The 12,994-nt window shown below is 63.8% G+C and carries 15 protein-coding genes; 8 read left to right on the top strand and 7 right to left on the bottom strand.

All coding sequences use genetic code 11. The features are described from left to right. Positions 1 to 16: 16 nt before the first annotated feature. Both SZ63_RS11440 and SZ63_RS11435 read left to right on the top strand, forming a co-directional pair. Positions 17 to 835: an ABC transporter ATP-binding protein gene (locus SZ63_RS11440; protein ID WP_048185518.1), complete on the top strand. Its 819-nt coding sequence runs from the start codon at positions 17 to 19 to the stop codon at positions 833 to 835. Between the two features lie 119 nt (positions 836 to 954). Then, the gene (locus tag SZ63_RS11435) at positions 955 to 1,971 is read left to right on the top strand and encodes a TIGR03557 family F420-dependent LLM class oxidoreductase (RefSeq protein WP_048185516.1); all 1,017 of its coding nucleotides are present in this window, start codon (positions 955 to 957) and stop codon (positions 1,969 to 1,971) included. Positions 1,972 to 2,030: 59 nt separating this feature from the next. On the opposite strand, the gene SZ63_RS13090 is transcribed toward SZ63_RS11435, so the two are convergent. Continuing rightward, on the bottom strand, positions 2,031 to 2,180 hold the full coding sequence (locus SZ63_RS13090; protein WP_169746325.1) for a hypothetical protein: 150 nt from the start codon (positions 2,178 to 2,180) through the stop codon (positions 2,031 to 2,033). Positions 2,181 to 2,260: 80 nt separating this feature from the next. Here SZ63_RS13090 and SZ63_RS11430 point away from each other — a divergent pair, with 80 nt between their 5' ends. The 3 genes from SZ63_RS11430 (at position 2,261) to SZ63_RS11420 (ending at position 4,241) form a co-directional block, all read left to right on the top strand. Next, the gene (locus SZ63_RS11430) at positions 2,261 to 3,493 is read left to right on the top strand and encodes a hypothetical protein (protein ID WP_048185514.1); all 1,233 of its coding nucleotides are present in this window, start codon (positions 2,261 to 2,263) and stop codon (positions 3,491 to 3,493) included. A 76-nt stretch (positions 3,494 to 3,569) separates the two neighbouring features. Beyond that, the gene (locus SZ63_RS11425; RefSeq protein WP_048185512.1) at positions 3,570 to 3,989 is read left to right on the top strand and encodes a pyridoxamine 5'-phosphate oxidase; all 420 of its coding nucleotides are present in this window, start codon (positions 3,570 to 3,572) and stop codon (positions 3,987 to 3,989) included. Between the two features lie 9 nt (positions 3,990 to 3,998). Beyond that, on the top strand, positions 3,999 to 4,241 hold the full coding sequence (locus SZ63_RS11420) for an SDR family oxidoreductase (RefSeq protein ID WP_048185508.1): 243 nt from the start codon (positions 3,999 to 4,001) through the stop codon (positions 4,239 to 4,241). Between the two features lie 45 nt (positions 4,242 to 4,286). Here the strand turns inward: SZ63_RS11420 and pfkA are convergent, their stop codons facing one another. From pfkA to SZ63_RS11400, 4 genes are all read right to left on the bottom strand, one after another. Continuing rightward, positions 4,287 to 5,258, bottom strand: a complete 972-nt coding sequence (pfkA, locus tag SZ63_RS11415; protein WP_048185506.1) for a 6-phosphofructokinase — start codon at positions 5,256 to 5,258, stop codon at positions 4,287 to 4,289. Beyond that, positions 5,255 to 6,466: a phosphoglycerate kinase gene (locus tag SZ63_RS11410; protein WP_048185504.1), complete on the bottom strand. Its 1,212-nt coding sequence runs from the start codon at positions 6,464 to 6,466 to the stop codon at positions 5,255 to 5,257. The genes pfkA and SZ63_RS11410 overlap by 4 nt, the downstream gene beginning before the upstream one ends. A gap of 281 nt (positions 6,467 to 6,747) precedes the next feature. After that, a complete protein-coding gene (locus SZ63_RS11405; protein ID WP_241481340.1) occupies positions 6,748 to 7,137 on the bottom strand; it encodes a PRC-barrel domain-containing protein in 390 nt (129 codons plus the stop codon). Between the two features lie 77 nt (positions 7,138 to 7,214). Beyond that, positions 7,215 to 7,553, bottom strand: a complete 339-nt coding sequence (locus tag SZ63_RS11400) for a ChaB family protein (RefSeq protein ID WP_082122775.1) — start codon at positions 7,551 to 7,553, stop codon at positions 7,215 to 7,217. 174 nt (positions 7,554 to 7,727) lie between these two features. Between SZ63_RS11400 and SZ63_RS11395 the strand changes: the two genes are divergently transcribed. Both SZ63_RS11395 and SZ63_RS11390 read left to right on the top strand, forming a co-directional pair. Continuing rightward, positions 7,728 to 8,837 (top strand): TIGR04013 family B12-binding domain/radical SAM domain-containing protein, encoded by a 1,110-nt coding sequence (locus tag SZ63_RS11395; protein ID WP_048185834.1) that lies wholly within the window; start codon positions 7,728 to 7,730, stop codon positions 8,835 to 8,837. A gap of 3 nt (positions 8,838 to 8,840) precedes the next feature. Beyond that, a complete protein-coding gene (locus tag SZ63_RS11390; protein WP_048185501.1) occupies positions 8,841 to 9,482 on the top strand; it encodes a metallophosphoesterase family protein in 642 nt (213 codons plus the stop codon). Here SZ63_RS11390 and cyaB read toward each other — a convergent pair. Both cyaB and SZ63_RS11380 read right to left on the bottom strand, forming a co-directional pair. Beyond that, a complete protein-coding gene (gene cyaB / locus SZ63_RS11385; protein ID WP_048185832.1) occupies positions 9,469 to 9,999 on the bottom strand; it encodes a class IV adenylate cyclase in 531 nt (176 codons plus the stop codon). The two genes, SZ63_RS11390 and cyaB, sit on opposite strands and share 14 nt — an antisense overlap. A 44-nt stretch (positions 10,000 to 10,043) precedes the next feature. Further along, positions 10,044 to 11,549 (bottom strand): AAA family ATPase, encoded by a 1,506-nt coding sequence (locus tag SZ63_RS11380; protein WP_048185499.1) that lies wholly within the window; start codon positions 11,547 to 11,549, stop codon positions 10,044 to 10,046. Between the two features lie 141 nt (positions 11,550 to 11,690). Here SZ63_RS11380 and SZ63_RS11375 point away from each other — a divergent pair, with 141 nt between their 5' ends. Beyond that, positions 11,691 to 12,431 carry a peptidylprolyl isomerase gene (locus SZ63_RS11375; RefSeq protein WP_048185498.1) on the top strand — a complete coding sequence of 247 codons (741 nt, stop codon included), beginning with the start codon at positions 11,691 to 11,693 and terminating at the stop codon, positions 12,429 to 12,431. The last annotated feature ends 563 nt before the right edge of the window (positions 12,432 to 12,994 follow it).

Below are 12,994 nucleotides of genomic sequence, written 5' to 3'. Positions count from 1 at the left end.
CGACGGAGCAGCCGGCATGACCGATAGTTCCGCCGGCGCTCACCCCTCTTCCCCGCCGCTCGTCGAGTTCCGAAACGTCAGCGTCGTCCGGGACGGCCACAGACTCCTTGATGCGGTATCGCTCACGATCCGGGAGGGGGAGCATATCGCCATCCTCGGCCCGAACGGTGCCGGGAAGTCGTCGCTCATCCGCGCGATCACCCGCGAGTACTACCCCTCCTCGCCGGGCCCGGACGTCACGTTCCGGTTCCGGGGGCGGGAGACCTGGGACGCCTTCGATCTCCGGTCGCACATCGGGCTTGTCTCCGGCGACCTCCAGCACACCTTCACCCGCGGCATATCGGGCCGCGAGGTCGTGCTCTCGGGTTTCTTCTCGAGCATAGGGCTCTTCCTCTCCCACGAGGTGACGGACGCGATGGAACGGAAGGCGGACGAGATCCTCGAGTTCCTCGAGGTCGCCCACCTTGCCGACCGCCAGATGACCGCAATCTCCTCGGGCGAGGGCCGCAGGCTCCTGATCGGGCGGGCGCTCGTCCACGACCCCGGCACTCTCGTCCTCGACGAACCCACGAACAGCCTCGACCTGCACGCGCTCCATACCTTCCGTAAGACCCTTCGAAAGATCGCACGGGCGGGGACCGGGATCATCCTCGTGACCCACAACCTCCACGACATCATTCCCGAGATCTCCCGGGTCGTCCTGATGCGGGACGGCGCCGTCCGGATGGACGGCAAGAAGGCGAAAGTCCTGACCGACGGAGCCGTCGGCGACCTCTTCCGCGTCCCGGTCCGCGTCCGGGAGGAGGACGGCTACTATTACGCGACGGGCTACTGAAAGGCTCCTCGAAACCTCATTTTTCAAACCGGCACAACGCTTAAGGCCGGTGACGATCTCTCCCGCCGCCTATACTCCGGCACCTTCGTGCGGGGGGAATCCGAGAGGAGAGAGTAAACATGGTCGAGATTGGCTACAAACTTTTCACCGAGTCGCACAGCGCGCCCGAACTGGTGAAGAACGCAAGACTGGCCGAGGATGCCGGGTTCTCGTTTTTGAGCATCACCGATCACTACCTCCCGTGGATCTCGAACCACGGGCGCGCCGGGTTTGCCTGGTGCACCATCGGCGGGGTATCGCAGGCCACCTCGCGGGTCAGGGTCACCACCGGCGTGACCTGCCCGCTGATCCGTTACCACCCGGCGATCGTCGCGCAGGCCGCCGCAACCGCCGCCACGATGATGCCGGGAAGATTCGAGCTCGGGCTCGGGACGGGCGAGAGCCTGAACGAACACGTCGTCAGTGGCGTCTTTCCGACATCCGAGCCGGTGCGGCTCGATATGCTCCGGGAAGCGGTGAACATCATCAGGACCCTCTGGAGGGGAGGGATGCAGGACTACTCCGGCGTCTACTACACCCTCGACAACGCGCAGATCTACGAACTGCCGCGGGAGCTCCCGCAGATCCGCATCTCGGCGGAAGGGCCGATGTCGGCGGAGGTTGCCGGCGAGATCGGAGACGCGCTCATCCACTTCGAGCAGAAGCCGGAGGAGGTCATCGAGACGTTCCGTTCATCGGGCGGCGAAGGAAAATCGTGCATGATCGAGACCGTGGTCTGCTACGGCAGGAGCGAGGAGGAGGCGAAGCGCACGGCGTACGAGTGGTTCCCCATGGCCGCGAACAAGGGCGAGTTAAACTGGATCGTTCCCACCCCGACGCATTTTGAGCAGTTGCAGCAGATGGTGACGCCGGACGACGTTGCAAAGAACGTCCTCTGCGGGCCCGACCCGCAGAAGATCATCGAGAAGGTGGGTAAATTCGTCGATATGGGCTACGACAGCGTCCTGATCCACCAGGTGGGCCCGGAGCAGAAGGAGTTCATCAACCTCGCGCACGACGTCATCCTGCCCGAGTTCGGGATCAAACCCCCGCGGCCTGAGGCCGGGGGCAGGATGATTCCCGGCCCCGCACGGTGAGCCGGAGGCCGGAGAATCATTTTTTTTACGGCCGCTGCCACGCCCCGGGTCCGGTAATGCTACCCGCGTGCCCGCTTCCCGAGGCACCACCCGATAACAGCACCGACTGCAGTACCTGCAACCACGCCGGGCAACCCGGCGAGCACCAGTCCCGCGATCATCCCGAGCGCCGCTCCGACTCCGGCATACCCGCCTGCGAAATCCGCCATACCTATCCGGTGTCTCCTCCCGCCGTAAGTAACTGCCCGGATAACATTTAAGAACCCGATGCAGCATCCCGTTCCGCGGGATGACAGGGGATACGAACACCGCAATTGTCCGGGATCTCATGGCGGAGTTCGCCGGCCTGACCGGGCTTGACCCGCCCCGCACCCCTCTGCGGCGCTACCTCTGGACGGACGCTTATGCGGTCTGCAACTATCTCGAACTCTTCCGCCGGACGGGCGACGGGGTCTACCGCGATCTCGCCCTCCGCCTTGTCGACCAGGTACACCACACCCTCGGCCGGCATCGCGACGACGACCCGCGGACCGGCTGGATCAGCGGCTTACCCGACGAGGAGGGGGAGGCGCACCCGACACGGGGCGGTCTCCGGATCGGAAAACCGCTTCCCGAGCGGAGACCAAATGATCTGTTCGATGAGCGGCTGGAGTGGGACCGTGACGGGCAGTACTACCACTACCTCACGAAGTGGATGCACGCGCTCAACCGGGTGGGCCGGACGACCGGTGACCCGGCCTACGTGCGGTGGGCGGTGGAACTTGCAGAGACCGCCCATGCCGCGTTCACCTGCGTCCCCTCCTCCGGCGGCAAGAGGATGTACTGGAAGATGAGCATCGACCTCTCCCGGCCGCTCGTCCCCTCCATGGGCCGGCACGACCCGCTCGACGGGTTCGTCACCTACAGCGAGCTCCGGGCGGCGGCAGGGGGAACCGACCTATCAGCCGAGATCGCCGAGATCGCCCGCATCTGCCGCGGTGAGCCCCTCGCCACCGATGACCCGCTCGGCATCGGCGCCCTCCTCTTCGACGCCGGAAGGATCGTGCAGATCCTGGATGGTTCCGGAAGGATCGTGCAGATCCTGGAGGGTTCCGGGAGGATTGTGCAGATCCTGGATGGTTCCGGAAGGATTGCGCAGTTCTCCGGCAGGAGAGGGTTCGCACACGAAAGTCTGCTGGCTTCCGTCCTCGATGCGGCCCTCTCCGGCCTCGCCCGCTTTGCCGGGAGCGGGACGCTCCGCTCCCCTCCGGACTACCGACTTGCCTTCCGGGAGCTCGGGCTCTCGATCGGGCTCTCGATCGGGCTTCGGGGGATCGGCCCCCTCGCGGAACGGATGCGGGAGAACCCGGCTCTCTCCCGGCGGGCGGACGCTCTCATGAGGTACGTGCCGCTCGCGAAGACGATCGAACAATTCTGGATGGACGATACCAACCGGAAAGCCGTCACCTGGACGCAGAACGCGGAGATCAACATGGTGATGCTCGCGACCAGCCTGGCTCCCGGAGAGTTCCTGGCGGTATGAGGGCATGGAAGAATCCCGTCACCCATACCCTTTTAAGCAGAAGCGATAATCCCGGGATCAACTGGAGGAGAGAACCATGCCGTCCAGATTGGTGGATTACTTCAACAAACAGCCGAGGATCGGCCTTCTCAGCACCGCAAACAAAGAGGGAAAGGTCGATGCAGCAATCTTCGGCTCGCCGATGATGGTCGACGAGAAGACCGTCGTCATGGGGCTCGGAAAGAACCGCACGTTTGAATACCTGCAGGAGAATCCGAACGCCGTCTACACGATCGTGGAACAGGGAGAGACGATCATGGACTGGAAAGGGCTCCGGGTTTACCTGAAGATGAAGGAGTACGCGACCTCCGGGGAGACGCTGGAGAACTATAAAAGACAGATTGCCGAGGTCGTGAACGAGGATGCGGCGGCGATGATCCACGCCACGGTGACGTTCGAGGTCGCTGAAGTGCGGCCCCTCATCGATATGGGCCAGGGCTGGGAGCAGTCTATCTGACCCTCCTGTATGTATGCGAAAAAAGGCATCCGGTCGAACATCATCGCCCCCGGCGGCGTCAGGATCGAGATCGGCGCAGGCCAGGAAGCAAACGAGGGAGGTGCGGCCGTATATATGGCGGGTATGGGCATCAACCCGCGAATGGGGGAGGCCGAGGAGATTGCATCAGTAGCTCTCTTCCTGGCCTCGGATGAGGTCGGATTCATGGACGGGGCGACGGTTGTCGCCGATGCCGGCTGGACTGCCTACTAGGCAACCCGTCTGCCGCCCCATTCTCCCCCCGGGGCGGTCGTCCGCCTACTCCGAGAGGTACGGGAATATCCGTAGCAGATCCCTGTCGAGCGGCTTCTTCTTCTGCCAGGTCTCCTCGAGCGGGGTGTGCGTGAGGTTCCCGCCGACCTCTCCCACCATGCACCCGCTCCGCTCCTCCATCAGCGCCTCGACGGCGGCAAAACCGAGGAGGCTCCCGAGCACCCGGTCGCGCAGCGTCGGCGGCCCGCCTCGCTGGAGGTGGCCGAGGACGACGACGCGGGAATCGAAGTTGAGGCGCTCGCTGACTTCCCGTGCGATCTCAAAGGAGATGCCGGGGGTCTTCCCCTCCGCCACCACCACGATCGCGCTCTTTTTGCCGATGATGAACCCTCTCTCGATGCGGTCGCTGATCCGGGCCACCGTGACCTCTTCTTCCGGGATGATCAGTTCCTCGGCGCCGCCGGCGATCCCGCTTTCGAGCGCCAGGAACCCGGCCGTCCGCCCCATCACCTCGATAAAGAAGAGGCGCTCGTGCGAGCGGGCGGTGTCGCGGATGCGGTCAATCGCCTCGACCGCACAGTTCGCCGCGGTATCGAACCCGATGCAGTAGTCGGTCCCGTAAACGTCGTTGTCGATGCTCGCCGGCACCCCCACGAGCGCCGCCGTATCCGCGTCCGCAGCAAGCAGGCTTGCGCCGTGAAATGTTCCCTCGCCGCCGATCAGGACGATGCCGTCAAGCCCCATCCGGTCGACGGCGGCCGCCGCTTTGAGCCGCCCTTCCCTGGTGTAAAACTCCGGGTTCCGGGAGGTCTCGAGGATGGTGCCGCCAAGGTGGATGGTGTTACGGATCGCCGAGCGGTCGAGCGGCATCGCGTCGCCGGCGATGAGCCCGGTATACCCCCGGCGTATCCCGACGACGGCAAGGTCGTTCGCGAGCGCGGTCCGTACCACCGCCCGGATGCAGGCGTTCATTCCGGGAGCGTCGCCCCCGCTCGTCAGGATACCGATGCGCTTCATGGCGTCCCTGCATCGTCGAGCGCCTCAACGCCCGGAAGCGGCTTTCCCGCAAGCACCGTCAGCGCGGCCCCGCCGCCCGTCGAGACGTGCGTCATCTGGTCGGTGAGCCCGAACCGCTCCACGGCATCCGCGGTCGAACCCCCGCCGATGACCGTGGTTCCGTCGAGGGTGGCGAGGGTCGCGGCAATCCTGCGCGTCCCTTCCGCGAACTCCGGGAGCTCGAAGACCCCCATCGGCCCGTTCCAGACGACGGTTCGCACACTGCCAAGTTCCCGGGAGAACTCGTCGACGGCCGCGGGCCCGATATCCGCGATGACCCGGCCGTCCGGGATCTCCGTGGAGGCCACGGTCCGGGCCGGGGCGCCTGCTTCCAGCTTCTCCGTGACGATGACATCCCGGGGCAGGATGAGGCGGACACCGCGTCTTTCTGCATTCTCCTCGACCCTTCTGACGGCGTCCAGGCGATCGGTCTCGATGTGCGACGCGCCGGTCCGGTAGCCCCGGCTCGCAAGGAACGTCGCCGCCATGCCTCCTCCGATGAGAAGCCTGTCCACCCGGAAGATGATGTTATCGAGGACCTCCAGTTTGTCGCTCACCTTTGCTCCCCCGATCACGGCGGCAAACGGCCGTTCGGGTTTCTCCAGGATCCGCGTGAACACGCCGATCTCTTTCTCCAGCAGGAGCCCGGCTACCGCCGGCAGGTAGTCCGGGACGCCCACAATCGACGCATCGGTTCTATGCGAGGCTCCGAAGGCGTCGTTGACGTAGGCTTCGGCGAGGCCGGCGAGTTCTTCTGCAAACGCCGGGTCGCCTTTCTTCTCTTCCGGGTGGAACCGGAGGTTCTCGAGGAGAACAATATCCCCGTCGCTCATCGTCGCGACCGCGCTCTCCACCTCCGGCCCGATGCAGTCACGAAGCGCGACGACCGGCCGGCCGAGCAGCGCGGAGAGCCTGTTTGCCACGAGGGTAAGGCGCAGCCGCTCAACGATTTCACCTTTCGGCCGGCCCAGGTGGGAGCAGAGGATGACCCGTGCCCCCCGCTCGCAGAGGTAGTTTATCGTCGGCAGGCTGGCCCGAATACGGGTATCGTCGGCGATTGCTCCTTCCTCATCGAGCGGCACGTTGAAGTCGGCACGAACGAGCACCCGTCTGCCCCTCACGTCGATCTCCCTGACTGTCTTCTTCCGTCTTGGTATCACGTTCTGCATACCGGCATACCCCCGGAGCAGCGGAGAACGTGAGGGTTTCCATGTCGCGTGTGCGGGCGGCCGCGCCTCCCTGTCCGGCTCCCTCCGGTCTTTCGTTCTCCGCTGGATTACGGTTCGCAGTGCATGCGTGCCCTGGCATATATAGTGTTCGCAGCGGCATCCCGGACGCGGGCCCGTGCGGCAAAGGCAACGGTCTCGATCTCTCCGCCCTGAAAAGTGTCGCCGGCCCCGGTTCTCGGCAGGGGCCGGCGGGTGGTCGAATCCCCGTTTTTTTATCAGGTTCACCGCTCCATGCGGCGTTCCCAGTAGGGCGTGTAGCCATAGTGGCTGTACATCCCGGTGAGCCAGGTGCGTTCGGCGGTCGTCGGCCAGTTGTCCTTGTCGAAGCCCGGCGCGTTTTCCAGCCGCTCTTTAGGCACGTCGAGGACGAAGGTGTCGTCGGTCGCGTTGTACTGCAGGGCCTCCCAGGGGACGGCGAAGAGTTTGTCGCCGAGCCCCATGAACCCCCCGAACGAGAGGGCGGCATAGGCAATGCAGCCTTCGCCTGTATCGATCACGACGTCCTTGATCGTCCCGAGATCTTCGCCCTGCGGGTTCCTGACCGAATAATCCTCAATATCCTTTCCCCGTATAATGCTCCGTGCCTGCATCTCTGTAGCAGTTCCTCTCATGTGTATCACGTCTCCATAATTGTGGAACGTCCTGTTCCACGGCAAGAGGGTGAATACAGGCCGGGGATATTTAATTCTTATTGAATTATATTTGTGGTTAGATATGTGGCGCCACAGGAGCGTTCTCCAGGGCAGGCGGTCGTTGAAAGGATTGCCCGGAGCGCGACCTGATGCTTCGCCTCCTCCTTCCGTCTCCATTCACCGCCTGGCCCCTTCTCGTAGACGCGCTCCACCGCCGCCCAGGCGACCTTGTGGGCAACCTCCTCGCGCGACTCTTGTGGGTTTCGCCGCTCCGGGGGATCGGCATACTGCTCCCATGCGCTGTTGAACGCTTTGCGGTAGATACCCCGGCCGTGCCCGGGAAGCGCCTCTCTCACCGGCAGCGGCAGGTCTTCGTTCCGTCCGTACTTCGGCATCGCACCTCACCAGCCGATCTGCGCCGTCTCCCCCATCCTCACGATAAACGTATCGGCCCGGTGGGTCGTCACCTTAATCCCGTGCCCGGAGAGACTGTTAGGATACATGCCATGCAGGCGAAACCGCCGGGAAAACCCGGTGAACGCACGCCGCACGGCCGGAATACCGCAGACATGAAGGTCTACTGGCGACACATCCCCCAGGCGAACAACTCCTTCGCCGCGCTTGCCGCAGCGTGCGAGGTGCACGGATACGACCTCGAGGCGACGGACGGGCCGCGTCCCGACGTCACCGTCTACAGCCTGAACTCCATCAACGAGCGCCTGTACCGCGACGAGATCGCAGAGGCCGACTGCATAACGATCGTCGGCGGCCCCCACGCCTCCGCCTGCTACCGCGAGGTGGCGGAGTACGCCGACTACGTCGTCGTCGGGGAGGGGGAGTACACCCTCCCGGCGCTTCTCTCCGCCATCGAGGAAGGGAGAGATCCGCCTCCCGGGATCGCCACCGCCGCCGGGTATACGCCCGCCCGCCACACCGTCCTCCTCGACGGCTACCCGCCCTTCTCACGGATCAAGGGCTTCGTCGAGATCACCCGGGGATGCCCGTTCTCCTGCGGCTACTGCCAGACGCCGCGCCTCTTCGGGCGGTGCATGCGCCACCGCTCCATCGACGAGATCGTCCGTTACGCCTCGCGCTACCGGGATATCCGGTTCGTCACCCCGAACGCGTTTGCCTACGGCTCCGATGGCGTTCATCTCCGTCTCGACAGGGTCGAACGGCTCCTCCGGAGCCTCGACGGGAGGATCTACTTCGGCACCTTCCCCGGCGAGGTGCGCCCGGAGTGCATCTCGCGCCGGTCGGTCGAACTCGTCCTCGACACCTGCGCCAACACCCGCCTGCACTTCGGGGCGCAGTCGGGAAGCGATCGTGTGCTGCGCCACCTGCACCGCGGGCATACCGTCGAGGACGTCGTCCGTGCCTTCGACCTCTGCCGGGAACACGGCCTCGTCCCGGTCGTCGACTTCATCCTCGGACTGCCGTTCGAGAGCGACGACGATCAGCGCGCGACGCTCGACCTTGTGAAGATGGTCACCCGGGGCGGGAAGGCGCACATCCACTACTTCATGCCGCTGCCGGGGACTCCTCTCCAGAATGCACGCCCCCGCCCGCTCCTCCCCGAGACAAAAAAGGTTCTCGGGAAACTGGCGCTCGACGGCAGAATAACCGGCTCGTGGATGGATCATGAGATAAGGTTTTTTAGACGCACTTCTCATCTATAGAGCATGACGGATGTGCTACTCTTAGCAGATCTGCACGGTAACTACGGAAAGCTTGACGCTTTTCTCAGCTACGACTACGATGCAGTCATCATTGCAGGCGACATCACCAATTTCGGTCCACTTGAGCCTGTAGATTCGGTACTCTCCAACTTCGAGGTGCCGTGTTTCGCAATCCCCGGAAACTGCGACCCCCGCGAGATCGTCGACGTGCTTGAACGCTCGGATGCGGTCTGCCTGCACAACTCGTGGATCGCGCTCGGCAAGATCACGCTTGCGGGTCTTGGCGGTTCGAACAAGACTCCGTTCGACACGCCGTTCGAGCTGACGGAGGAAGAGATCGATAAAGACCTTACCCGGATAACCAATCACATGGACAAGAATATCCACAACGTCCTGCTCTGCCATGCCCCGCCGTACGAGGCGCTGGATGCCGTCGGCGACGACCATGTCGGCAGCCAGAGCATCCGAAAGCACATGGCCCGGTTCGATCTGGTCTGCTGTGCCCACATCCACGAGGCACGGGGCGTCACCGAGGTCGACGGCGTCAAGGTCGTCAACCCCGGACCCGCTTCAGAAGGCTACGGCGCTATCATCCGTTTCGGGAAGGAGCCCAAAGATATCCATATAGAACTTATCGCTGTTTAAATAGCAGCATCTCCAGATACGAGGTGTAGATCGGTGGACCGTCTACACCCAATTCTTTTGCAACCGCTCCGATCCGGCCGGCGGCATCCTCTTCGTCCTTTTCTGTCAGGATCTCGATCTCGGCGAACGTCCCGAGCCCCTCGACGTCGTCGAGCGTAACCGTCACGTCCCCCATCTCGTAAAACTCCCGCACCTTCGAGACCGTGGCGGCACGCCGGAAACCGAGACGGGAGAGAATCGTCTCGAGCAACTCTCCGTCGGCTACCGCGAGGTTGAACTCCTCGCGGGCCTTCGCGCTCCCGACCCGGATCTTCGGGCCTTTGTAGGTCACGGTGACCCCGGTATCGTCGTACCTGACCCTTAACGCCTCGTCCGTCTCTCCAAAATCGCGGTGAGGGGCGTTGTAATAGACGTCGCGTTCCTGCTGCCTTCTCCCCATCCGCACTCCCTTCCGGTCGAGCCCGGCCCTGACGTCTTCCAGGTCTCCGACCGTATATTTTGCTTCTACTTCGAGCATGCCCATTCTGCGTCAGATCGTCTCTCGGGAACGACGATAAACCCTCACCGTCCGGCCCCGGGCGAGCCGGAGACCTTCTGCCGGATGACGTCTCTCTGCCGCTCTGCGGCGGCGAGGAGCACATCGTCTCCGAGGCGCTCCGCGGAGACGACCGCCCGCTCCGTGAGCATCAGGGCGGTATCGTGGTCCTCGCGATGGTGGAACCGGAGCCCGATCTCCAGGTTCAGGTCGGCGGCTTTCCCGTACTCGCGCGCGTGGAAGAGGTGGCCGGCAAGCGAGAGGAGGGCGTGCAGCCTGCCGGGGAGGCGGTGCATGGAACGCTCGAAGCAATCCGCCGCACGGGCGTTGAGCGCAACTCGTGCGTCTTCAGAGAGTTCCCGCCTGCAGTGCTCCTGCAGGAGGGGGTGCGCGAAGGCGTACTCTCCGTCCGGAAGCCTTCTGAACATGCCGCTCTCCAGCAGCCGGTCGGTCGTCGGCGTTATGCCTGCTCCCTGGAGATCGAGCATGCAGGCCATGACCGGCACGGGGAACGGGGGGTTTAAGGTGCAGAGTTCCTCCGTCCATGCCTTCGTGGGTTTCGGGAGCGCGGCAAAGACAAGCCCCGCGGGATCTGTTGCCCCGGCGATGACGTCCGCGACATTTTCCCGGGAGGGTGCGAGCCCGCGGTCGCGCAGGGTGTTGAAGCAGGCTATTAGACGGAACGGGTCGCCCGCACTCTCTTCGAGGAGGCCGGCGGCGGCATCGTCGATGGAGAAGTGAAACCGCCTCTCCCCGAGTTCCCGGATCTCGTGCCGCTGCATCCCGGACAGCTGTACTTCGTGGATACCGAGATCCCGGATCTCCTCCCGCATCGTGGCGTATCCGGAACCGGCGTTGTCTTCCGTCCGGCAGGTGAAGACGAGGAGGATGCCGGGCGGGAGGCCGTTCACGATGTCCCGGAGGAGGCGCCGGTCGTGGCTCGAGGCGAGGTGGACGTCGTCTAAGAGAACCGCCGCAACATGGCCGGTCATGCTCATCTGTCTCCCGAGTTCCCCGAGCAGTTCCTCGAACGCCTGGTATACACGGTCGTAGCCGACCTCGGGCGACCGGGCGAAGACGCCGACGATCTCCTCGCCGGTCTTGGGGAGCAGGCCGACCGGCTCCACCGGAGCGGCGTACTTCTCGAAGACGTCGTCGGCATACCGGACAGCCTCTTTCATGCTCTCGGCATCGAGGATGCCCCCGAATCTTGCGGATGCTGCGGATCGCCGAAGGTCGTTCAACAACTCCCGGAACGCAGAGAAGATCATCCCCGGGAGGTCGAAGATTTCCGCTCGGAGGACAGGGGACTGCCGCCCGCCGGGGGGTTCCTGCACCTCGTATGCGAGCCTGTTCAGGAGCGAACTCTTCCCGGTGCCCGGCGGGCCGGAGATCATCACCGCCTGCCCGTGTTCTCCCGCCCGCGAGAGAACGGCGGAAATCTGCTCGAGTTCTTCCTGTCTGCCGCAGAACTCCCCGGGGGGAGAGGGGGCGTACGAGACCCCGCCGGCCTGCTGCTGTATCTCGTCCATGATCCTGCCGGGGGTGTTCCGGTAGACAGTATAAATACCATTCCATCCAAATAAAATGGAACAACAAGACGCAGGCATGCGGCGGGCAGGTGCGGGAGGCGTACCGCGACCGCAACGCATCCGCTATCCAAGGTGAATGGAATGGCACTTCAGGAAGGAGATTTTATCAGGCTCAGATACACCGGCCGCGTCGGTGAGAGTATCTTCGATACCACGGATGAGGAGAACGCAAAGGAAGAGGGGATCTACAACCCGCGGGCGGAGTACGGTCCTGTCACCGTCCGCCTGGGGAGCCACCACGTCATCATCGGCCTCGAGGACGAGCTGATCGGTAAAGAGGTCGGCGCCGAGGGCGAGGTAGATGTCCCGCCCGAGAAGGGGTTCGGGGCGCACGAGGATGGGGCTGTAAAGTCCGTCCCGGTCACGCAGTTCCGCGAGAAGCCGCAGAGGGGGATGCGGATCGAGGTCGAGGGCCGCGAGGGCGTCGTCATCGACGTCATCGGAAGGCGCGCGGTCGTCGACTTCAATCACCCGCTTGCCGGGAAGACCCTGAACTACTCCTACGCGATCCTCGAGAAGGTCGAGGACCCGGTGGAGCAGATCAAGGGTCTCATCAAGCTCTTCTCGGGCAGAACCGACATAGGTGTCACCATCGCCGACGGCACGGCCGAACTGGAGCTCCCTCCCGCGATCACGTACGACCGGCGCTGGATGGTCTGGCGGGGCACCCTCGTCCGCGAGATATTCGAGAATTACTCCGATGTCAACGATGTCGTCATGAAGGAGACGATCTCCCGCCCGGAGAAGCCGGAAACGGCGCCTGAGGTCGTTGAGGCCGAAGAGCCCGCCGAGACCGAAGAGACGAAAGAGTCCGAGGAGTAATTCTCCTCCGCTCTTGCGGTTTTGCTTTTTTTTGGAGAGTTGTTGCGTTGACAGGTGTTCCCAAGGTGGGGGGCGCTTGTAGGCCATGCAGTAGATCTATCGGGGATGTCTGGTTCTGGGTGGTGGGATTGAATTCATTTTCAGTGTTAAAGCATCGAAAGCGTGAGTCGCGATAGACGGTGCGTTGAAGACGTGGACATTGCCCGATACACTGGGCCGTGGGAATATCGCCCTTGGGGAGGGGCTGACGGGGAGTGCGATGGGCGGAACGCGACTGGCCGGAGGGCAGGAGCGTGAGCACCGTTAGGTGCGAACGCCCGGAGATCGAGCACCCGGAGGGTGCGGAGTGCGAGCGAAGCGAGCTTGAGCACCGGAGGTGCGAGGTGCGACGTTCCGCAGGAACGGAGCTCGACCACCGTCAGATGGGGAGGGGGGGCATCCCCCCTCCGAAGAACTTCGTTCTTCTCGTGTTCGCTGCGCTCACACCTCGAAACTCTTCGAGTTTCTCATGCTCGCTGCGCTCGCACCTCGAAACTCTTCGAGTTTCTCATGCTCGCTGCGCT

Origin of the sequence: Methanoculleus sediminis (genome assembly GCF_001017125.1) — an archaeon.
GTDB lineage: Archaea > Halobacteriota > Methanomicrobia > Methanomicrobiales > Methanoculleaceae > Methanoculleus > Methanoculleus sediminis.
Note: the sequence above shows the minus strand (reverse complement) of the source record. Positions and strands in the feature narration are given on the sequence as shown.